We start from the raw sequence: 21,653 nt of genomic DNA, 5'->3' as shown, positions 1-21,653 counted from the left end.
CGCGTGACGACCGGCACAGGGCGACAGCGGTTGCACCCGTCGGATCTCGTTGCTATTAATGCCATACCAGGATGGTCGTGTGTGTCGCGGAGATGGTCCGCCTTCTCCGATGAAGACACCGAGGCGTCCGGGTGGAGAGATCATCGTTCGAGTTCGACGAGGCCCAGCGACCGCAGGTGCAAGCTTTCTCGTGCGATGTCGACGCAATGGAGCGCACGATGAGAACACTGACAAGGCCGTCCTCCGTTCTTCTCACCGCTGTCGTCTTCGCGGCGGCCGCGCTCGGGAGCGCCCCTGCGGAGGCGAGTCCACGGTCGCTGTCGGAGTCGTCGGCGGCGAGTACCGCCGAGGACGGCAGGGATGCGCTGAACGCCCTGAACGAGCGCGACCTCCTGGCTTCCGGAGTGACGGGGCCCGAGGCGGGCATCGTCGCGGACGAGTCCGTGCCCCCACGCGAGGGGATCCACTCGGAAGGAGGGCGTGACCTCGCCTCCGAGGAACTCGACGATGTCGACGGACTGACGGTGTCCACACCGCAGGGGTCCCTCTCGCTGGCACCGGTGACGGAGTCGAGCGGAGAGGAGGTGCAGCCCGGTGTCCTCCTCTACGAGGGCGAGCACGCCGACTACGTGCTCACCAGTTCTGAGAAGACCGCGGCCGCCGCCGGCTACGTGGTCGTCAAGGGAGCGGAGGCGCCGGAGGAGTACCGCTTCGCGGTCACCGCTGCAGGCGCTGACGCGCACCTCGAGCTCACGAGCAGTGGCGGCATCACCGTCTCCGGGTCGCTCGGGAACGTCGTCAACACGATCGCGGAACCGTGGGCGGTCGACGCCGACGGTGCTCCTGTCGACACCTGGTACGAGATCGACGGCGCCGTCGTCGTCCAGCACGTGCAGCACGCGGGAGCCACCTATCCCGTCGTCGCGGATCCGAGTCTGGAATGCGATGCGGCCTTCTGCACGCTTCTCTACAGCCGGGCGGAGACACAGCGCATCGCTTCCGAATCGAGTTTCCCCGTCGCGGTGGCGACCGCCGCGTGCGGAACCGTCGGGTGGGCGTGCGGGCTCGGATTGGCAGCTGCGCTCGACACGGCCAACCGGGCGAACAATGAAGGGAAGTGCTTCGGGATCCGGCACTTCCACTACGTGGCAGTGGCGTTCTTCCCCGTCGTCGAGCCCTGCAAGGAATGAGCAGATGGCTCCGACTTCGACTCGCTTCTCGTCGCCGTGGGGCCCGCCCCGATCGAGAGCGGGGATCCTCGTTCTCGCAGTGGCGCTCGCTGTCCTCCTCGTCGTCGATCCGCCGTCCGGATCCTGGGGAGGTGCGGTGGAGGTGCCCTTCCCTCTCCTGCTCGTTCTCCTGGCTCTCGTTCCGCGGATGATTCCGCTCGTCGAGGGGTCGCGCCTCCTCGAGCGCTCCGCCCAGCGACCGACGCGCGCAGTGTTCGCCGCAGAGCTCGGCACTGCGCTGATCGGCTGGACGATGTCGGTCGTCGCCGGGTCGCCCGTGCCGTCCTTCGTCGCAGCCGGGCTCGTGCTCGTGCTCGGAGCGGCCTTCGCGCTCACGGCCTCGCGAGCGCTGAGCTGAACCTCGTCCGCGGGCCACGGGCCCGGGTCGCCCCTCGCGCTCGCGCGGACGGGGTCGGCGGCGCGGGCACGCCTCGCTGGAGCCCGTCGGCTGTTGGCCGGCGGGCGGCCCGCGCCATTCAGCTCACGTCGGGCGACAGGGCGGTACGGCCGATGCGGGCCGCCGCTAGAACGGACGAGGCACGGGTGCAGGACCCGTCCTCAGACGGGGGAGTCTTTCGTTGCGCCCTGCGAACCGACCACGGCAGCCGATCCGGCGCGCGTCCCGGTCCCGGCTCGGGGTGCTGCTCGTCACGGCCACCGTCGTGCTCGAGCTCATGCTCGGCGCCTTCCTGCCGGAGCTGTGGCGGACACCGCCGCTGGTGCTCCTCCCGCTCGTCGCCTCCCTCCTCGCGCTCCTGCCTCGCGCCTTCCCGGTCGTCGAGGACTCGTGGCTGCTGGAGCGCACGGGGGCGCGGCCGATGATCGTCGTGTGCTCCGCGGAGGTGGCGGTCGGTCTCGCGGGGGCGCTCCTGGCGGTCGCCATGGATTCACCGAAGCCCCTCGTCGCGGCGGCGGGCACGGTCCTCGTGCTCGGCTGCGTCGTCGTCGCCGTCGTTCCCAGCGCGGGCTGAGCGCAGCGGTCAGCGCGCGTCGCGGAGGATGTTCGTGATGCGGACCGTGCTGAGGCGGCGGCCCTGCTCGTCGCGGACGACGATCTCGTGCGTGGTGAGGGTGGAACCGAGGTGGATGGCGTCGCAGGTGGCGATCACGTGGCCGTGGGTGATCGAGCGGCTGTGGCTCGCGTTCAGCTCGATGCCCATCGCGAGGCGGCCCGCGCCGGCGTGCACGTTCGCGGCGATCGAGCCCATCGACTCGGCGAGGACGACGTGCGCGCCGCCGTGCAGGATGCCGACCGGCTGGCGGTTGCCCTCGACGGGCATCGACGCGACCGAGTGCTCGGGGGTGAGCTCGTGCCAGACGATGCCCATCCGCTCGGCGAGCTCGCCCATGCCGCGCCCGATGTGCGCCTCGAGGTCGAGAGCGGGCGGGCGGACCCAGAGGGCGGCGGTCGCGGCGGCGGGGGCGGATTCGGTCACGGTGCTCCTCGTGCTGGGCCTCCCGGAGGCCCTCCGCCGACGGGCGGGACCGGGCCCGAACCGGTGTCGGAGGCGCTGTGTAGTCTTGCCCTGTGTCAGATCCGGAACAGCCTACCCTCCTGCTCATCGACGGTCATTCGCTCGCGTTCCGGGCGTTCTACGCCCTCCCGGTCGACAGCTTCCAGACCCGCGACGGGCAGCACACGAACGCCATCCACGGCTTCCTGTCGATGCTGATCCTGCTGCTGAAGAACGAGAAGCCGACGCACCTCGGCGTCGCCTTCGACATCTCCCGCTACTCGTTCCGCACCCGCGAGTACCCCGAGTACAAGGGCACCCGCGGCGAGACCCCGCCCGAGTTCAAGGGCCAGGTCCCCCTCCTCGAGGAGGCGCTGCACGCGATGAACATCCGCACCGTCTCGAAGGAGGACTTCGAGGCCGACGACATCCTCGCCACGCTCGCCCGTCAGGGCGCAGAGGCGGGCTTCCGCGTGCTGGTCGTCTCGGGAGACCGCGACACCATCCAGCTGGTCACTCCCGACGTCACCCTGCTCTACCCGTCGACCCAGGGCGTCTCGCAGCTCACCCGCTACGACCGCGACAAGGTCTTCGAGAAGTACGGCGTCGAGCCGCACCAGTACCCCGAGATCGCTGCGCTCGTCGGCGAGACCAGCGACAACCTGCCCGGCGTCGACAAGGTCGGCCCGAAGACGGCCGCCAAGTGGGTCAACCAGTACGGCACCGTCGCCGACATCATCGCCCACGCCGACGAGATCAAGGGCGTCGTCGGCGAGAAGCTGCGCGAGCAGAAGGAGAACGCGCTCCGCAACCGCCGGCTCAACCGTCTGATCACCGACGTCGAGCTGCCGCTCGGTCCGGCCGACCTCGACCGCCGTCCGATCGACCCGGACGCGGTCCGCGAGATCTTCAGCCGGCTCGAGTTCAGGACGCTCCAGGAGCGCGTGCTCACGATCGCCGCCGACGAGGGCGTCGAGGGCGCGGCGGAGGCACTGGCGGGCGACACCGTCGTCACCGCGGCCCCGGCCGTGCGGAACCTGGTCGACGAGGAGCTCGCGCACTGGCTCGCCCGCGTCTCCGCGATCGGCACCGTGCCCGTCGCCGTGCAGGTGCAGCTCGGCGAGGGCGGCCTCGAGGGCATCGGACTGTCGGTCGAGGCGGAGTCGGCCTTCGTGCCCTGGGCCGCGGGCCGGCCGGACTACACCGCGCTCGAGGAGTGGCTCGCGAGCGACGCCCCGAAGTACTTCGCCGACGCCAAGCCGCAGGTCAAGGCGCTGCGCCGGGCCGGGCTCCCGGTGGCCGGACTCGCCTTCGACACCCGCATCGCGGCGTGGCTCCTGCAGCCCACCGGGCACGCGGCGACCCTGCCGGCCCAGGTCCAGCAGTACCTCGACGAGGCGATGATCCAGGGCGACCCGAACCAGCTCGTCCCGACCGCCCCGCCGATCGGCCCCGCGACCGAGGCCTGGTACGCGCACCGCCTGGTCGGCGTGCAGACCGAGCTGCTCGGCGAGGGCATGCTCTCGGTGCTCGTCGACATCGAGCTGCCGATCGTGCAGGTCCTCGCGACGATGGAGCTCACCGGCGTCGCGATCGACGCCGGGGTGCTCGCGCGCCTCCGCGGCGAGCTCACCGCGACCTCCGTCGACCTCGCGAACCGCGCCTTCGCCGAGATCGGGCACGAGATGAACCTCGGCTCGCCCAAGCAGCTGCAGCAGGTCCTCTTCGAGGAGCTGGCGATGCCGCGCACCCGCGCGACGAAGACCGGCTACACGACAGACGCGTCCGCCCTGGCGGACCTGCAGGAGTCGCACCCGCACCCGTTCCTCGGGCTGCTGCTCGAGCACCGCGACGCGACCAAGCTCAAGCAGATCATCGAGACGCTGGAGAAGTCGGTCACCGCCGACGGCCGGATCCACACCAGCTACGACCAGACCGGCACCGCGACCGGGCGGATCTCCTCGAACGACCCGAACCTGCAGAACATCCCGGTCCGCAGCGAGGTCGGCCGCCGCATCCGCACCGCGTTCGTGCACGGCGAGCAGGCGAGCACCCTGATCACCGCCGACTACTCGCAGATCGAGATGCGGATCATGGCGCACCTCTCCGGTGACGCCGGCCTGATCGAGGCCTTCCACAGCGGCGAGGACCTGCACCGCTTCGTCGGCGCGCGGATCTTCGGCGTCGAGCCGTCGGACGTCACCTCGGCGATGCGCAACAAGGTCAAGGCGATGTCCTACGGCCTCGCCTACGGACTGAGCGCCTTCGGCCTCTCCAAGCAGCTGCGCATCTCCAGCAACGAGGCGAAGCAGCTGATGACCGACTACTTCGTCCGATTCGGCGCGGTCCGCGACTACCTCCGCACGGTCGTCGAGCAGGCGCGGGAGACCGGCTACACCGAGACGATCTTCGGTCGCCGCCGCCCCTTCCCCGACCTCCAGAGCGGCAACCGCGTCCTCCGCGACAACGCGGAGCGCGCCGCGCTGAACTCGCCGATCCAGGGATCCGCCGCCGACATCATGAAGATCGCGATGATCGGGGTCCAGGCCGACATCGGCGAGAAGGGCCTGGAGTCGCGGATGCTGCTGCAGGTGCACGACGAGCTGATCTTCGACGTGGCTCCCGGCGAGGAGGACGTGCTCGAGGAGGTCGTCCGCGCACGGATGGCCGGTGCGGTCGATCTCTCCGTGCCGCTCGAGGTGCAGGTCGGCCACGGCTCCGACTGGGACGTCGCGGCGCACTGACGTCGCGCGGACCCGGGCCGTTCCACACCCCTGGCTAGGCTCGAAGGCATGACCTCCGACATCTCCCGCGAGCCCACCGCCGTCGACCTCGTCGCCGAGCGGTGGGTCGACACCCTGGTCGAGCTCGAGCCCACCCTCGGCACCTCGATCGGCCGTGCCGAGGCGAACCGCCGCCTCGGCGACTTGTCGCCCGAGGGCGTGGAGCGGGCGCGGGCGGCGACGGCCGCCGCGCTGGCCGAGCTCGAGTCCGCCGTGCCGGTCGACGCCGTCGACGCGGTGACGGTCGCCGATCTGGGGGCGGACCTGCGGCTGTCGCTCGAGGCGCACGCGGCGCAACTGCCGCTGCGCGATCTGAACGTGATCGCCTCGCCCGCGCAGGAGCTTCGCGACGTCTTCGACCTGATGCCGACCGACTCCGTGAGCGACTGGGAGGACGTGGCGGAGCGGCTCCTCGCCGTCCCGGCCGCCCTCGCCGGCTACGCGGAGACCCTCCGCGCGGGCATCGGCGCCGGAGTGACGCCGGCGCGCCGCCAGGTCGGCCTCGTCGCCGAGCAGGCCGAGACGATCGCCGGCCCGCGGGGGTTCTTCGCCGCGCTGGCCGCCGACGCCGCTCCGGCCACCGGTTCCCTGCCCGCATCCCTCTCGCTGCGGCTTGAGGAGGGCGCGCGCCGCGCCTCCGCCGCCTACGGCGGCCTCGCCCGGTTCCTCCGCACCGAGCTCGCCCCGGCCGCGACGGAGCAGGACGCGGTGGGCCGCGAGCACTACGCGCTGCAGTCGCGCCGCTTCCTCGGTGCGGTGGTCGACCTCGACGAGACCTACGAGTGGGGGATCGAGGAGCTCGCGCGGATGACCGCCGAGCAGGAGGCGATCGCCCGTGAGATCCTGCCCGGCGCGAGTGTCGCCGAGGCGATCGCGCACCTCGACACCGACCCCGCCCGCACCCTGCACGGCGTCGACGCGCTGCAGCGCTGGATGCAGGAGACCAGCGACCGGGCCGTGAGCGAGCTCGCGGGCACCGCCTTCGACATCCCGGACGAGCTCCGCCGCCTCGAGTGCCGCATCGCGCCGACCCAGGAGGGCGGCATCTACTACACCGGACCGAGCGACGACTTCTCCCGCCCCGGCCGGATGTGGTGGTCCGTCCCGCCGGGCGTCACCGAGTTCGCCACCTGGCGCGAGCTGACGACCGTCTACCACGAGGGCGTCCCCGGCCACCACCTGCAGGTGGGCCAGGCCGTCTGCAACCGCGCGAGCCTGAACACCTGGCGCCGCCAGCTCGCCGGCAGCTCGGGGCACGCCGAGGGCTGGGCCCTCTACGCCGAGCGGCTGATGGAGCGGTTCGGCTACCTGGACGACCCGGCCGACCGCCTCGGGATGCTCGACGGGCAGCGGATGCGCGCCGCCCGCGTCGTCATCGACATCGGCGTGCACCTGCAGAAGCGGATGCCCGGCTCCTCGGACGTCTGGACGGCCGAGTCCGCCCTCGCCTTCCTGCGCGCGAACGTCAACATGGACGACGCCTTCGTCCGCTTCGAGGTCAACCGCTACCTCGGCTGGCCCGGCCAGGCGCCCTCCTACAAGATCGGCCAGCGCATCTGGGAGGAGCTGCGGGACGAGGCGAGCGCGCGCGACGGGGCGGACTTCTCGCTCGCGTCGTTCCACCGTCGCGCCCTCGATCTGGGCGGTGTCGGGCTCGACACCCTGCGCGCGAGCCTCGGCGCCGTGGCCTGACCTCCGCCGGGCCGGCAGGGGACCGACGGAACCCGCCAGGACACGCGGAACGGGGACCCTCGAGATTGCTCTCACCCCGGTGGGTTCGATAGTCTGGAACGTCACATTCGTGGCGCCGCCGTGCCCACGGTGCGCTGGAGGTCCAGGATCACGGTCCCGGGTGTCGAGCTCTCCCGGGTCGCGGCATCCCCATCACCTCCGCAGTGGTCACCACCGCGTCACGCCCTCGGGCGTGTCGGTGCCCGCCGCCCGATACCCATCCATCCTGGAGCATCCCTTAATGACAACCGCAACGACCGAAAAGGCAACCAAGCAGGTCGCGATCAACGACATCGGGTCTGCTGAAGACTTTCTTGCCGCGGTCGAAAAGACTCTGAAGTTCTTCAACGACGGAGACCTCATCGAAGGCACCGTCGTGAAGATCGACCGCGACGAGGTCCTCCTCGACGTCGGTTACAAGACCGAGGGCGTCATCCCCTCGCGTGAGCTCTCCATCAAGCACGACGTCGACCCCTCCGAGGTCGTCAACGTGGGCGACAGCGTCGAAGCCCTCGTCCTGCAGAAGGAGGACAAGGAGGGTCGCCTGATCCTCTCCAAGAAGCGCGCGCAGTACGAGCGTGCGTGGGGCGACGTCGAGAAGATCAAGGAGTCCGACGGTGTCGTCACCGGTTCGGTCATCGAGGTCGTCAAGGGCGGGCTCATCGTCGACATCGGCCTCCGCGGCTTCCTCCCGGCCTCGCTCATCGAGCTGCGCCGCGTCCGCGACCTCACGCCGTACCTCGGCCAGGAGATCGAGGCGAAGATCCTCGAGCTCGACAAGAACCGCAACAACGTGGTCCTGTCGCGTCGCGCGCTCCTCGAGCAGACGCAGTCCGAGAGCCGCACCACGTTCCTGAACAACCTGCACAAGGGTCAGGTCCGCAAGGGCGTCGTGTCCTCGATCGTCAACTTCGGTGCGTTCGTCGACCTCGGCGGCGTCGACGGTCTCGTCCACGTCTCCGAGCTCTCCTGGAAGCACATCGAGCACGCTTCCGAGGTCGTCGAGGTGGGCCAGGAGGTCACCGTCGAGATCCTCGAGGTCGACCTCGACCGCGAGCGCGTGTCGCTCTCGCTCAAGGCGACGCAGGAGGACCCGTGGCAGGTCTTCGCCCGCACCCACGCGATCGGTCAGGTCGCCCCGGGCAAGGTCACGAAGCTGGTCCCGTTCGGTGCCTTCGTCCGCGTCGCGGACGGCATCGAGGGCCTCGTCCACATCTCCGAGCTCTCGGGCAAGCACGTCGAGCTCGCCGAGCAGGTCGTGTCGGTCGGTGAAGAGGTCTTCGTCAAGGTCATCGACATCGACCTCGACCGCCGTCGCATCTCGCTCTCGCTCAAGCAGGCGAACGAGAACGTCGACCCCGAGGGCACCGAGTTCGACCCGGCGCTCTACGGCATGGCCACCGAGTACGACGACCAGGGGAACTACAAGTACCCCGACGGCTTCGACCCGGAGACCAACGAGTGGCGCGAGGGCTTCGAGTCCCAGCGCGAGGCCTGGGAGCAGGAGTACGCCGCTGCTCAGGCTCGCTGGGAGGCCCACAAGGCCCAGGTCGCCAAGTCGCAGGAGGAGGCCGCCACGGTCTCCGAGGGCGTCTCGGTCGGCGGCGGCTTCACCAACACCGAGTCGGCTGCCGGCGGCGGAACCCTCGCCGACGACGAGTCGCTCGCCGCACTGCGCGAGAAGCTGTCCTCGAACAACTGATCCGCGGTATCACCACCACGACGAACGGCCGGTCCCCTCGGGGGGCCGGCCGTTCGGCGTTGCAGCAGCCAAGCAGGCCGTGCAGCGGACCGTGTTCATGCTGATCGAGTAGCCCGCGCAGCGGGCGTATCGAGATCCAGCCCCGCCCGCTGCGCTGCGCCGCTCGTTAGGCTTGCCGGGTGCATCTCGCAGCCCTCACCGGAGGCATCGCCTCGGGCAAGTCCACCGTCGCCCGCCGTCTCGCGGAGCTCGGAGCCGTCGTCGTCGACGCCGACCGGCTCGCCCGCGAGGTGGTCGAGCCGGGGGAGCCCGCGCTGGCCGCGATCGTCGAGCGGTTCGGCCCGGAGACCCTGCGCGCCGACGGCTCGCTCGATCGGGCGGCGCTCGGCGCGATCGTCTTCTCCGACTCCGCCGCCCGCGAGGATCTCAACGCGATCACCCACCCGGCGGTGTCGCTCCGCTCGCAGGAGCTGTTCGCCGCGGCGGCCGCCGCCGACCCCGCCGCGATCGTCGTCTACGACGTCCCGCTTCTGGCCGAGTCGCGCGGGGCGGGGGAGTTCGACGAGGTGATCGTCGTCCACGCCCCGCAGGAGACGCGCGTCGAGCGCCTCCTCCACCTGCGCGGCATGACCGAGGCCGACGCCCGCGCTCGTGTCGGCGCGCAGGCGAGCGACGAGGACCGCCTGGCCCTCGCGGACGCCGTGATCGACGCCTCCGGAACTCTGGAGGAGACCCTGAGCCAGGTCGACGCGCTCTGGGAGCGTCTGCGCCGCCCCTCAGTCTGAGCGCACCCGGCGGCGGGAGACCGTCAGGCCCTGCTCCTACAGTGGGAGGGCCGCAGCACGGGGGACGGCCCCAGCACGATCGCCGAGTCGAGGGGTACGACGCATGAGCGCTTCCGGAGCACGCCCGCCCGCCTCCGACTCCCGGCGCCTCCTGCTCGCCTCCGGGGCGGGCGTCCTGCTCGGTGCGGGCGCGGGAGCCGCCACGGGTGCGCTCACCGGCCGGACCGGACCGGCGCCGGTCCAGGTGATCAGCCGTCCCGCCGGCACGTCCCGCATCGTCGACGTGCACGACCACCTCGACGAGTCGCTCCCCGCGGGAGCCGCGCGCGACACCGCCGCCTGGCAGGCGGCGCTGGCGGCTGCCGCCGTGCCGGAGGACGGGGTCGACCCGGCCGAGCACCACGCCGTCGTCACCGCGACCGGTGGGAGCTTCGTCGTCGACGAGACGCTCTCCTGGGACGCCAGGGTGAGCATCGAGGGTCGCTGCGAGATCCGCTACGTCGGCACGGGCCCCGCGCTGCAGACCGTCGGCCCCGTGCTGCAGTCCTCCGCCGCCGGCTACACCCGCCAGCACCAGACCGTGCTGAGCGATCTGCACCTGATCGGCGACGGCTCGAACACCGGCATCGCCGTGAGCGCACCGTCCCACCTGCGCGAGCCCGGGCCGAAGCCCGCCTACCTCTCGTTCGCGAACGTCGTCGCGCGGAGCTTCGACACCGCGGTCGAGCTCGGGTCGCACGCCTATCTGCTCGAGTTCCGCTCGTGCTCGTTCCAGGGGAACCGCGTGGGAGTCGTGGCGGTGGAGGACGCCGTCGACTCGGGCGAGCGCATCGCCTTCCAGGGCTGCGACCTGACCAGCAACACCGAGAGCGCGCTCCAGATCCACGGCGACCAGGAGTTCTTCGTCGACCAGTGCTCGTTCGACACCTTCTCGACGAACCAGGGCCGCGCGGTCACGATCTCGCGCGGCCAGGCCCACTTCTCGCACTGCCACTTCGAGATGCAGATCCCCGACAACCACGGCTGGTTCGAGCTGGACGGCTGGGGCGCCCTGCTCTCGCTCACCGACTGCCGCTTCCTCGTCCGGGCGCGGAAGGAGGTCGACGGCGACGCCGAGCGCGGACTGATCCAGTTCTCCGGGGCAGGGGGCCAGCGGGCCGTCGTCCGGGGCGGGCAGTTCCAGGGCGGCAACTCGCGGCTGCCCTTCCTGGCGCGCGGCGACGGCGTCCTGACGATCTCGGACACGTCGGCGCTGCCCTCGACCGCGCTGCGGTTCCACGCGGCCGAGCGGATCCGCGGCGTGCTCGATCCGCACGGCTCGCGCTCGGTGCTCGCCGATGACTGGACGGCCGAGGGCGGGGCGTCCGTCGCGCCGGGGGACTCCCCGGTCGCGGGGCTCCGCGCGCTCGCACTCGAGGACGGGTCCGGCTCCGGCGCGGTCCACCTCTTCGTGCCGATCGCCACCGGAGCGCGGGTGCTCGCGTCGCTGGACGCGCTCTACGAGGGCTCCGGATCCGTCTCGATCGATCTCGGCTTCTCGACGGCGCGACGGGCCGACGGCCTGGGTCGGGACTGGTACTCGGCGACCGACGTCTCGGCCCGCGACTCCTTCGCCGGCGTCCGGCTCGACGACGCCTACTCCCTCCCCGCGCCGGAGTGGGCGGTCTGCGCGGTGCTCCGCGTGCGCACCGACGGCATGGCCGCGGGCGACCGCCTCCACCTGCGCGACCTGCGCGTCTCCCGCCTCTGATCGGGCGCCCTCCTGCTGGTCGGTCTGCAGACCCGGCTTCCGGGCCTGGTGGATCTCGATACGCGCGCTGCGGGCGCTACTCGATCAGCATGCAAGTGGCAGGGCATGCGTTCGCCACGTGCTGGACGCCCATGGTGGTCGAGTAGCCCCGCAGGGGCGTATCGAGACCCGGCGCTCGAAGGCGGGCGGTCTGCCGACGGGGCCGGCGCGAGCCCCGTTCGCCGTCGGCGCAGGGCCGCCCCGATGTCGGTGGTCGCGGTTACGCTTCGAGCATGGAGCCAACCCGTGCCGTGCACCCCTTCGAGGTCATCAGCGAATACCAGCCGAGCGGGGACCAGCCCGGAGCCATCGCCGATCTGAGCGCCCGGATCAACGCCGGCGAGACCGACGTCGTCCTGCTCGGCGCCACCGGTACCGGCAAGTCCGCGACCACCGCCTGGCTCGTCGAGGCCGTCCAGCGGCCGACCCTCGTCCTCGCGCACAACAAGACGCTCGCCGCGCAGCTCGCGAACGAGTTCCGCGAGCTCTTCCCGAACAACGCGGTCGAGTACTTCGTCTCCTACTACGACTACTACCAGCCCGAGGCCTACGTCCCGCAGACGGACACCTTCATCGAGAAGGACAGCTCGGTCAACGCCGAGGTCGAGCGCCTGCGGCACTCGACGACCAACTCCCTGCTCAGCCGGCGCGACGTCATCGTCGTCTCGACCGTCTCCTGCATCTACGGCCTGGGCCAGCCGGAGCAGTACCTCGAGGCGATGGTCGCGCTCCAGGTCGGCCAGCGGGTCGACCGCGACCGCCTGATCCGCAAGTTCGTCTCGATGCAGTACGCCCGCAACGACGTCGACTTCGCCCGCGGCACCTTCCGGGTCCGCGGCGACACGATCGAGATCATCCCGATGTACGAGGAGCTCGCGATCCGCATCGAGATGTTCGGCGACGAGATCGAGGCGCTCTACACGCTGCACCCGCTCACCGGGAACGTCGTGAAGAAGCTCGAGTCCGTCTCCGTCTTCCCCGGCTCGCACTACGTCGCCAGCCAGGACGTGATGCACCGCGCCATCGACACCATCCAGCAGGAGCTCGAGGTCCGCCTCGCCGACCTCGAGAAGCAGAACAAGCTCCTCGAGGCGCAGCGGCTCCGGATGCGCACCACGTTCGACCTCGAGATGATGCAGCAGATCGGCTTCTGCTCCGGCATCGAGAACTACTCGCGCCACATCGACGGCCGCGAGTCCGGCGAGGCACCGCACTGCCTGCTCGACTACTTCCCCGACGACTTCCTCGTCGTCATCGACGAGTCGCACGTCACCGTGCCGCAGATCGGCGCGATGTACGAGGGCGACGCCTCGCGCAAGCGCACCCTGGTCGAGCACGGCTTCCGGCTGCCCTCGGCGATGGACAACCGCCCGCTGAAGTGGGAGGAGTTCAAGGGCCGCGTCGGCCAGACCGTCTACCTCTCGGCCACCCCCGGCCGCTACGAGATGGGCATCGCCGACGGCATCGTCGAGCAGATCATCCGCCCGACCGGCCTCATCGATCCCGAGATCGTCGTCAAGCCGACCAAGGGCCAGATCGACGACCTGCTCGAGGAGATCAAGCTCCGCACCGAGCGCGACGAGCGCGTCCTCGTCACCACCCTCACCAAGCGGATGGCGGAGGAGCTCACCGACTTCCTCACCGAGGCCGGAGTCCGGGTGCGCTACCTGCACTCCGACGTCGACACGCTGCGACGGGTCGAGCTGCTCTCCGAGCTGCGCGCCGGCGTCTACGACGTCCTCGTCGGCATCAACCTCCTCCGCGAGGGCCTCGACCTGCCCGAGGTGTCGCTCGTCGCGATCCTCGACGCCGACAAGGAGGGCTTCCTCCGCTCGTCGACCTCGCTCATCCAGACCATCGGCCGCGCCGCCCGCAACGTCTCGGGCGAAGTGCACATGTACGCGGACAAGATGACCGACTCGATGAGGCTCGCGATCGACGAGACCGATCGCCGCCGCGAGAAGCAGGTCGCCTACAACCTCGACCACGGCATCGACCCGACGCCGCTGCGCAAGAAGATCGCCGACATCACCGACGCGCTCGCCCGCGAGGGAGCCGACACCGCGAAGCTCCTGGCCGGCCGCGACGCCAAGAAGAAGAGCCCGACGCCCAACCTGCGCCGCCAGGGTCTCGCCGCGAACGGCGGCAACGACCTCGAGGCGATCATCGCCGACCTCAACGGCCAGATGCTGCAGGCCGCGGGCGAGCTGAAGTTCGAGCTCGCCGCGCGCCTGCGCGACGAGGTCTCCGAGCTCAAGCGCGAGCTGCGGCAGATGGAGAAGGCCGGGCACCTGTCCTGACCGATCCGGGTCGGCCCCCACGGGCCGGCCCGCCGGTGCGGGCGGGGTCGACGAGCGCAAGTCGCGGGGTCCGGGATCAGCGGCCAGCGAACGCCCCGGGCGATGTCGGTGGCTCCGCATACACTTTCGAGGTGTCGATCCTGAACGCCGTTACGGACCCTTCCACCACCCCCTCACCCTCCTTCCACCGCTTCGTCTCCTCGCTGGACGAATCGGTGTCGAAGCTGGTGGTGAGCGGGGCCAGAGTGCACAACCTGCGCGATGTCGACCTCGAGATCCCGCGCGACTCGATGGTCGTCTTCACCGGACTGTCCGGGTCGGGCAAGTCCTCGCTCGCCTTCGACACGATCTTCGCCGAGGGCCAGCGCCGCTACGTCGAGTCGCTCTCCGCCTACGCGCGGCAGTTCCTCGGCCAGGTCGACCGGCCCGATGTCGACTTCATCGAGGGCCTCAGCCCCGCGGTGTCGATCGACCAGAAGTCGACCAACCGCAACCCGCGCTCGACCGTGGGCACGATCACCGAGATCTTCGACTACATGCGCCTGCTCTGGGCGCGCATCGGGATCCCGCACTGCCCCGTCTGCAGCGAGCCGATCTCTGCGCAGACCGTGCAGCAGATCGCCGATCAGCTGATGGAACTGGAGGAGGGCACCCGCTACCAGATCCTCAGCCCGGTCGTCTCGCAGAAGAAGGGCGAGTTCGTCGACCTCTTCAAGGAGCTGACCGCGGGCGGCTACTCGCGCGCCATGGTCGACGGGAAGCTCATCCAGCTGAGCGAGCCGCCGGTGCTCAAGAAGCAGTACAAGCACGACATCTCCGTCGTCGTCGACCGCCTCGTCGCCGGCCCGGACATCCTCGGCCGCCTGACCGACTCGCTCGAGACGGCACTGCGTCTCACCGACGGCATCGTGCAGATCAACTTCGTCGACGGCGAGGGTGACGGCGCGTGGACGACGTACTCCGAGAAGCTGTCCTGCCCCAACAACCACCCGATCTCGCTCACCGAGATCGAGCCGCGCACCTTCTCCTTCAACGCCCCGTTCGGCGCCTGCCCCGAGTGCTCCGGCCTCGGCACGCGGATGTCGGTCGACGACGAGCTGCTGCTCGGCGACCCCGACCTCAGCATCGCCGAGGGCGTCATCATCCCGTGGACCACCCAAGGCAAGGGCCTCTTCCAGTACTACGAGAAGCTGCTCGACGGCCTCTCCCGCGACCTCGGCTTCAAGCTGACCACCCCGTGGAAGCGCCTCAGCTCGGAGGTGCAGCAGGCCGTGCTGCACGGCGACAACTTCGAGGTCAAGGTCAAGTGGAAGAACCGCTACGGCCGGGAGATGAGCTACACCTCCGGCTTCGAGGGCGTCGTGCCCTACATCGAGCGGCAGTACGTGCAGGCCGAGACCGACGTGCAGCGCTCGCGCTGGGCCGAGTTCCTCCGCGAGGTGGCCTGCCCCGTCTGCAAGGGCTCCCGGCTCAAGCCCGAGGTGCTCGCCGTCCTCGTGCACGGCGCGAGCATCGCCGACGTCGCCGACCTCAGCCTCGGCGACGCCCAGTCGTTCATGAGCGAGCTGCAGCTCACCCCGCGCGAGGCCACCATCGCCGCTCAGGTGCTCCGCGAGATCCGCGCGCGCCTCGACTTCCTGATCGAGGTCGGGCTCAACTACCTCAACCTCTCCCGCGCTGCGGGCTCGCTCTCCGGCGGCGAGGCGCAGCGCATCCGGCTCGCCACCCAGATCGGCTCCGGCCTCACCGGCGTGCTCTACGTCCTCGACGAGCCCAGCATCGGCCTGCACCAGCGCGACAACCGCCGGCTGATCGACACCCTGATCAAGCTGCGCGATCTCGGCAACACCCTCATCGTCGTCGAGCACGACGAGGACACCATCCGCACCGCCGACTGGATCGTCGACATCGGCCCCGGCGCCGGCGTCAACGGCGGCCAGGTCGTGCACTCCGGCTCCTACGAGTCGCTGCTCGAGAACACCCACTCGCTCACCGGCGACTACATCGCCGGCCGCCGCTCGATCGAGCTGCCGAAGAAGCGCCGCAAGATCGACCGCAAGCGCGTGATCAAGGTCGTCGGCGCCAACGCGAACAACCTGCAGAAGGTCGACGTCGAGTTCCCGCTCGGCACCTTCGTCGCGGTCACCGGCGTCTCCGGCTCCGGCAAGTCGACGCTCGTGAACGACATCCTCTACCGGGTGCTCGCCAACCAGCTCAACGGCGCCCGCAAGGTGCCGGGCAAGCACACCCGCGTCACCGGGCTCGAGAACCTCGACAAGGTCGTGCACGTCGACCAGAACCCGATCGGCCGCACCCCGCGCTCCAACCCGGCGACCTACACCGGCGTGTTCGACCGCATCCGCAACCTCTTCGCCGAGACCACCGAGGCGAAGGCCCGCGGCTACCTGCCCGGCCGGTTCAGCTTCAACGTCAAGGGCGGGCGCTGCGAGGCCTGCTCGGGCGACGGCACGATCAAGATCGAGATGAACTTCCTGCCCGACGTCTACGTCGCGTGCGAGGTCTGCGGTGGAGCGCGCTACAACCGCGACACCCTGACCGTGCACTACAAGGGCAAGAACATCGCCGAGGTGCTCGACATGCCGATCGCCGAGGCGGCCGAGTTCTTCGAGCCGATCACCTCGATCCACCGGTTCCTCAAGACGCTGGTCGAGGTCGGCCTCGGCTACGTCCGGCTCGGGCAGAGCGCCACCACGCTCTCCGGCGGCGAGGCGCAGCGCGTCAAGCTCGCCACCGAGCTGCAGCGCCGCTCGAACGGGCGCAGCGTCTACGTGCTCGACGAGCCGACCACCGGTCTGCACTTCGAGGACGTCCGCAAGCTCCTGCTGGTGCTCAACGGACTCGTCGACAAGGGCAACACGGTCATCACGATCGAGCACAACCTCGACGTGATCAAGTCGGCCGACTGGCTGATCGACATGGGTCCCGAGGGCGGCGCGGGCGGCGGCCGGGTCGTCGCCATCGGCACCCCCGAGCACGTCGCGAAGGTCAAGGAGAGCCACACCGGCACCTTCCTCGCCGAGATCCTGCCGTGAGCCGCGGCCACCGGTCCGGCGGGGGAGCGGGGGCGGCGCGGGCATGACGCAGACCGTCGACTTCCGGCCGAAGCCGGGCGAGATCCCGACCCTGCCGGGCGTCTACCGCTTCAAGGACGCCCGCGGCCGCGTGCTGTACGTGGGCAAGGCCAAGAACCTCCGGGCCCGGCTCAGCAACTACTTCGCGCCGCTGCCGAGCCTGCACGAGCGGACCCGGAGGATGGTCACCTCGGCGTCCGGCGTCGAGTGGACCGTCGTCGGCACCGACGTCGAGGCGCTGCAGCTCGAGTTCACCTGGATCAACGAGTTCGATCCGCCCTTCAACGTCAAGTTCCGCGACGACAAGTCGTACCCGTACATGGCGGTGACCCTCGGCGACGAGGCGCCGCGGGTGATGGTGACACGCAACTCGAAGATCCGCGGGGCGCGCTACTTCGGCCCGTACCCGAAGATCTGGGCGATCCACGAGACGATCGACCTGATGATCAAGGCGTTCCCGATCAGGACCTGCAACGACTCCAACTACAAGCGGGCGATGCAGAGCGGGAAGCCCTGCTTCGCCTCGCAGATCGGCCGCTGCGGCGGTCCGTGCTCGCACCGGGTCACCTTCGCGGAGCACCGCGCGATCGTCGACCGCTTCGTCGCGTTCATGGGCAGCCACGACCGCAAGATGATCGGCGAGCTCGAGCGCGAGATGCGCGAGGCCGCCGAGGCGATGCAGTACGAGCGCGCCGGCAAGCTGCGCGATCAGGCCGCGGCGCTCGACGCCGTGCTCGCCAAGAGCGCGGTCGTGCTGAAGGACAACGTCGACGTCGACCTGTACGCGATCGTGCACGACGAGCTGGCCGCCTCGGTGCAGCAGTTCCGCGTGCGCGGCGGCCGGATCCGCGGTGAGCGCGGCTGGGTCGTCGACAAGGAGCTCGACATGAGCACCGCCGAGCTCGTCGACACGGCCCTGCAGGCGGCCTACGAGGGCGGCGACATCCCGCCGCGCGAGGTCGTCGTGCCCGAGCTGCCGGAGGACTCCGAGGCGCTCGAGGAGTGGCTGGGCTCCCTCCGCGGCGCCAACGTGCGGCTGCGTGCGGCGCAGCGCGGCGACAAGGCGGCCCTGCTCGAGACCGCGACGCAGAACGCCAAGCACTCGCTGATGCTCTACAAGACCCGGCGGTCCGCGGACTTCACGGCGCGCACGCAGGCCCTGGAGGACATCCGGGACGCCCTCGGGATGGCCGAGGCACCGCTGCGGATGGAGTGCTACGACGTCTCGCACCTCAGCGGCACGAACATCGTCGCGTCGATGGTCGTCTTCGAGGACGGCCTGGTGCGCAAGGACCAGTACCGCCGGTTCAGCATCGCCGAGTCGACCGACGACACCGAGTCGCTGCACCAGGTGCTGACCCGGCGCCTCGCCTACCTCAAGGAGCCGACGGAGCCCGCCGAGATCGATCCCGAGACGGGGGAGGCGAAGCGGCGCAAGTTCTCCTACCCGCCGAACCTGCTCATCGTCGACGGCGGGCAGCCGCAGGTCGCGGCCGCCCAGCGCGCGCTGGACGAGTCCGGCGTCACCGGGATCACGCTCTGCGGGATCGCCAAGCGGCTGGAGGAGATCTGGCTGCCCGACTCCGACTTCCCGGTGATCCTGCCGCGCAACAGCGACGCGCTCTTCCTGTTCCAGCGCATCCGGGACGAGGCGCACCGCTTTGCGATCACCCACCAGCGCCAGCGGCGGAAGCGCGACATCTCGTCGCAGCTGGCCGAGATCCCGGGGCTCGGCGGGACGCGCGTGCGCGACCTGCTGAAGCACTTCGGCTCGGTGACCCGCCTGAGGGAGGCCAGCGACGCCGAGATCGCGGAGGTGAAGGGCATCGGGCCGACGCTCGCGGCCGCGATCCACGGGCACCTGCATCCCTGAGGCACCACCTTCCGCCGGGTGCTCCGCTCAGGGCCACACCCTAGGCTGGAGGCCCGCCCTCCCCGAAGGAGGGTCCGCGACCACCCCACACGAGCACGGAGACCCCATGAGCACCGAGAGCGAGCAGCAGAACGTGCTGATCGTCACCGGGATGTCCGGAGCCGGACGATCCACCGCCGCCAATGCGCTGGAGGACCTCGGCTGGTACGTGGTCGACAACCTCCCGCCGCAGATGCTGCGTCCGCTGGTGGACCTCGCCCAGCGCGCGGGTGACACCGTGCCCAAGGTCGCGGCCGTCGTCGACGTCCGCGGGCGCGACTTCTTCGCCGACCTCGGCGAGATCGTCCGCGAGCTGCGCGTCGGCGTCGATCTGCGCGTCGTCTTCCTCGAGGCCGCCGACGCCGCTCTCGTCCGCCGCTTCGAGCAGGTCCGCCGCCCCCACCCGCTGCAGGGGCGCGGCACCCTCCTCGACGGCATCTCCGCCGAGCGGACCCGCCTGGCGCAGCTGCGCGAGTCGGCCGACATCGTGATCGACACCTCCGACCTCAATCCGCATCAGCTCGCGACCACGATCACCGCGCGGTTCGCCGAAGCCGGCCGCGCGGGGCTGCAGATCACCGTGATGAGCTTCGGCTTCAAGTACGGCCTGCCGACCGACGCCGACATGGTCGCGGACGCGCGCTTCCTGCCCAATCCGTACTGGATCCCGGAGCTCCGCCCGCACACCGGTCTCGACGAAGAGGTGAGAGACTACGTGCTGGCCCAGCAGGGCGCGGAGGAGTTCATCGACTCCTACTCGCGCGCCCTCCGGCCGGTGCTCGACGGCTACCAGCGCGAGAACAAGCGCCACGCGACCATCGCCATCGGCTGCACCGGCGGCAAGCACCGCTCGGTCGCCGTCGCCGGCCGCGTCGCGGCCCGACTGGCCGAGCTGCCGGGTGTCGCCGTCAACGTGGCGCACCGCGACCTCGGCCGAGAATGATCCCTGCGCGCTCCGCCGCGCACCCGACGTAAGGAAAGAAGACTCCGTGGCCCTCACTGCAGATGTCAAGGGCGAACTGGTCGCGATCGTCTCGCGCAAGAACACCGTCCGTGCCGCTGAACTGGCGACCATCCTCCGTTTCTCCGGAGGACTGCACATCATCTCGAACCGCCTCGCGGTCGAGGTCGAGCTCGACTCGGCACCCCTGGCCACCCGCGTCCGCCGCGATCTCGCCGAGCTCTACGGAGTCCGCAGCGAGGGCAGCATCGTCTCCGCCGGCGGATCCCGCCGCACGACCAGCTGGCTGGTGCGCGTGGTGGAGGGCGGCGACACCCTCGCCCGCCAGACCGGTCTGCTCGACCAGCGCGGACGCCCCGTGCGCGGCCTGCCGAACCGGCTGACCACCGGGACGCGGGAGGAGCTCGCCGCCGTCTGGCGCGGCGCCTTCCTCGCCCAGGGCTCGCTCACCGATCCCGGCCGCTCGGCCGCCCTCGAGGTGATCTGCCCCGGCAACGAGGCGGCGATGGCCATCGTGGGCGCGGCGGGCCGCCTCGGCGTCCAGGCCAAGTCGCGCGAGGTGCGCGGCGTGCACCGCGTGGTCGTCCGCGACGGCGAGAGCATCAGCGCGATGCTCACCCTGATGGGCGCGACCTCCACCGTCGCCAGCTGGGAGGAGCTGCGCCAGCGCCGCGAGGTGCGGGCGACCGCCAACCGCCTGGTGAACTTCGACGACGCGAACCTCCGCCGCTCCGCGCAGGCCGCCGTCGCCGCGTGCTCCCGCGTCGAGCGCGCGATGGAGATCCTCGGCGAGGACATCCCCGAGCACCTCCGCTACGCCGGCCGGCTCCGGCTCGCCCACCGCGACGCGAGCCTGGACGAGCTCGGCCACCACGCCGACCCGCCGATGACGAAGGACGCGGTCGCCGGCCGCATCCGACGCCTGCTCGCGATGGCCGACAAGCGCGCCACCGACCTCGACATCCCCGGCACCGACGCGAACCTCCCCGCCGAGCTCCAGGACCTCTGAGCCCCGCGCGGGTCGACGGGCCGTCGGACGCACGAACGCTGAGTGTCTCCTGGTTGAACGGAGGAAACGCTCCGAGTGCGGAGGGCGGCTCTCACTAGACTGGAAAGGTCGCTCAGGACACCCCGGCACACCCTCCCGCACAGCGGTGAGGGGCCGTGAGACCCGGCGGATCACTGAGGTCGACGACCACGAACAGGAGATCGCACATGGCTGACTACACGCTCGCCGAACTGCCCTACGACTACTCGGCTCTCGAGCCGCACATCAGTGGACGGATCATGGAGCTCCACCACGACAAGCACCACGCGACGTACGTGGCCGGGGCGAACACCGCCCTCGCCGCGCTGCAGGAGGCTCGCGACAGCGAGAACCTCGCGAACGTCAACAAGCTCCAGAAGGACCTGGCGTTCAACCTCGCCGGTCACGTGAACCACACCGTGTTCTGGAACAACCTCTCGCCCGACGGCGGCGACAAGCCGACCGGCGAGCTCGCCGCGGCGATCGACGAGAACTTCGGCTCGTTCGACAAGTTCAAGGCCCACTTCACCGCCTCGGCCCTCGGCATCCAGGGCTCCGGCTGGTCGATCCTGGCCTGGGACTCCCTCGGCCAGAAGCTGCTCATCGAGCAGCTCTACGACCACCAGAGCAACCACGCCGCCGCGACCGTGCCGGTCCTGCTGCTGGACATGTGGGAGCACGCCTTCTACCTCGACTACGTCAACGTGAAGGCCGACTACGTCAAGGCGTTCTGGAACATCGTGAACTGGGCGGACGTCTCCGCGCGCTTCGAGAAGGCCCGCCAGAACACTTCCGGCCTCCTGCTACTGTCGTAGCGATTCCGGCGTCCCGGGTCCCGATCCGGGACGCCGCTCTCGCAGCGATCCACACCCTCCACTGCACCGTCGA

General features: G+C 70.4%; 15 protein-coding genes. 14 read left to right on the top strand and 1 reads right to left on the bottom strand.

Going from position 1 to position 21,653, the window contains the following annotated elements; translation table 11 throughout:
• Positions 1 to 131: 131 nt before the first annotated feature.
• The 3 genes from EDF22_RS09635 (at position 132) to EDF22_RS09625 (ending at position 2,200) form a co-directional block, all read left to right on the top strand.
• Entirely contained in the window at positions 132 to 1,190 is a 1,059-nt protein-coding gene (locus EDF22_RS09635) for a hypothetical protein (RefSeq protein WP_123704334.1), read from the top strand.
• A gap of 187 nt (positions 1,191 to 1,377) precedes the next feature.
• A complete protein-coding gene (locus tag EDF22_RS09630) occupies positions 1,378 to 1,587 on the top strand; it encodes a hypothetical protein (RefSeq protein WP_133962535.1) in 210 nt (69 codons plus the stop codon).
• A gap of 280 nt (positions 1,588 to 1,867) precedes the next feature.
• On the top strand, positions 1,868 to 2,200 hold the full coding sequence (locus tag EDF22_RS09625) for a hypothetical protein (protein ID WP_123704330.1): 333 nt from the start codon (positions 1,868 to 1,870) through the stop codon (positions 2,198 to 2,200).
• A 9-nt stretch (positions 2,201 to 2,209) separates the two neighbouring features.
• Here the strand turns inward: EDF22_RS09625 and EDF22_RS09620 are convergent, their stop codons facing one another.
• Complete coding sequence (locus tag EDF22_RS09620) at positions 2,210 to 2,665, bottom strand: PaaI family thioesterase (RefSeq protein WP_397460143.1); 456 nt, start codon at positions 2,663 to 2,665, stop codon at positions 2,210 to 2,212.
• A gap of 92 nt (positions 2,666 to 2,757) precedes the next feature.
• On the opposite strand from EDF22_RS09620, the gene polA reads away from it, so the two are divergent.
• The 11 genes from polA (at position 2,758) to EDF22_RS09565 (ending at position 21,580) form a co-directional block, all read left to right on the top strand.
• Positions 2,758 to 5,427, top strand: a complete 2,670-nt coding sequence (gene polA, locus EDF22_RS09615; protein ID WP_123704328.1) for a DNA polymerase I — start codon at positions 2,758 to 2,760, stop codon at positions 5,425 to 5,427.
• 48 nt (positions 5,428 to 5,475) lie between these two features.
• A complete protein-coding gene (locus EDF22_RS09610; protein WP_123704326.1) occupies positions 5,476 to 7,158 on the top strand; it encodes a DUF885 domain-containing protein in 1,683 nt (560 codons plus the stop codon).
• Between the two features lie 280 nt (positions 7,159 to 7,438).
• Positions 7,439 to 8,899 carry a 30S ribosomal protein S1 gene (rpsA, locus tag EDF22_RS09605; RefSeq protein WP_123446259.1) on the top strand — a complete coding sequence of 487 codons (1,461 nt, stop codon included), beginning with the start codon at positions 7,439 to 7,441 and terminating at the stop codon, positions 8,897 to 8,899.
• A 179-nt stretch (positions 8,900 to 9,078) separates the two neighbouring features.
• On the top strand, positions 9,079 to 9,684 hold the full coding sequence (gene coaE, locus EDF22_RS09600; protein WP_123704323.1) for a dephospho-CoA kinase: 606 nt from the start codon (positions 9,079 to 9,081) through the stop codon (positions 9,682 to 9,684).
• A gap of 103 nt (positions 9,685 to 9,787) precedes the next feature.
• Positions 9,788 to 11,434 carry a hypothetical protein gene (locus EDF22_RS09595; RefSeq protein ID WP_123704321.1) on the top strand — a complete coding sequence of 549 codons (1,647 nt, stop codon included), beginning with the start codon at positions 9,788 to 9,790 and terminating at the stop codon, positions 11,432 to 11,434.
• A 272-nt stretch (positions 11,435 to 11,706) separates the two neighbouring features.
• The gene (uvrB, locus tag EDF22_RS09590; RefSeq protein ID WP_123704319.1) at positions 11,707 to 13,773 is read left to right on the top strand and encodes an excinuclease ABC subunit UvrB; all 2,067 of its coding nucleotides are present in this window, start codon (positions 11,707 to 11,709) and stop codon (positions 13,771 to 13,773) included.
• A gap of 203 nt (positions 13,774 to 13,976) precedes the next feature.
• Positions 13,977 to 16,826 carry an excinuclease ABC subunit UvrA gene (uvrA, locus tag EDF22_RS09585; RefSeq protein ID WP_123704871.1) on the top strand — a complete coding sequence of 950 codons (2,850 nt, stop codon included), beginning with the start codon at positions 13,977 to 13,979 and terminating at the stop codon, positions 16,824 to 16,826.
• 43 nt (positions 16,827 to 16,869) lie between these two features.
• The gene (uvrC, locus tag EDF22_RS09580) at positions 16,870 to 18,738 is read left to right on the top strand and encodes an excinuclease ABC subunit UvrC (protein ID WP_123704317.1); all 1,869 of its coding nucleotides are present in this window, start codon (positions 16,870 to 16,872) and stop codon (positions 18,736 to 18,738) included.
• Positions 18,739 to 18,844: 106 nt separating this feature from the next.
• On the top strand, positions 18,845 to 19,720 hold the full coding sequence (gene rapZ / locus EDF22_RS09575; RefSeq protein WP_123704315.1) for an RNase adapter RapZ: 876 nt from the start codon (positions 18,845 to 18,847) through the stop codon (positions 19,718 to 19,720).
• Between the two features lie 46 nt (positions 19,721 to 19,766).
• Positions 19,767 to 20,747, top strand: a complete 981-nt coding sequence (gene whiA / locus EDF22_RS09570) for a DNA-binding protein WhiA (RefSeq protein WP_123446265.1) — start codon at positions 19,767 to 19,769, stop codon at positions 20,745 to 20,747.
• Between the two features lie 206 nt (positions 20,748 to 20,953).
• Positions 20,954 to 21,580: a superoxide dismutase gene (locus EDF22_RS09565; protein ID WP_123704313.1), complete on the top strand. Its 627-nt coding sequence runs from the start codon at positions 20,954 to 20,956 to the stop codon at positions 21,578 to 21,580.
• Positions 21,581 to 21,653: the final 73 nt, after the last annotated feature.

Source organism: Rathayibacter sp. PhB127, from assembly GCF_003751665.1.
In the GTDB taxonomy this organism is placed as follows: domain Bacteria; phylum Actinomycetota; class Actinomycetes; order Actinomycetales; family Microbacteriaceae; genus Rathayibacter; species Rathayibacter festucae.
Note: the sequence above shows the minus strand (reverse complement) of the source record. Positions and strands in the feature narration are given on the sequence as shown.

Bases quoted from the DNA above. Each gene is read 5' to 3' on its own strand.
- uvrC (WP_123704317.1), top strand. From the start codon at position 16,870: ATGACGCAGACCGTCGACTTCCGGCCGAAGCCGGGCGAGATCCCGACC.
- rapZ (WP_123704315.1), top strand. From the start codon at position 18,845: ATGAGCACCGAGAGCGAGCAGCAGAACGTGCTGATCGTCACCGGGATG.
- rpsA (WP_123446259.1), top strand. From the start codon at position 7,439: ATGACAACCGCAACGACCGAAAAGGCAACCAAGCAGGTCGCGATCAAC.
- EDF22_RS09565 (WP_123704313.1), top strand. From the start codon at position 20,954: ATGGCTGACTACACGCTCGCCGAACTGCCCTACGACTACTCGGCTCTC.
- EDF22_RS09610 (WP_123704326.1), top strand. From the start codon at position 5,476: ATGACCTCCGACATCTCCCGCGAGCCCACCGCCGTCGACCTCGTCGCC.
- EDF22_RS09595 (WP_123704321.1), top strand. From the start codon at position 9,788: ATGAGCGCTTCCGGAGCACGCCCGCCCGCCTCCGACTCCCGGCGCCTC.
- uvrB (WP_123704319.1), top strand. From the start codon at position 11,707: ATGGAGCCAACCCGTGCCGTGCACCCCTTCGAGGTCATCAGCGAATAC.
- EDF22_RS09630 (WP_133962535.1), top strand. From the start codon at position 1,378: ATGATTCCGCTCGTCGAGGGGTCGCGCCTCCTCGAGCGCTCCGCCCAG.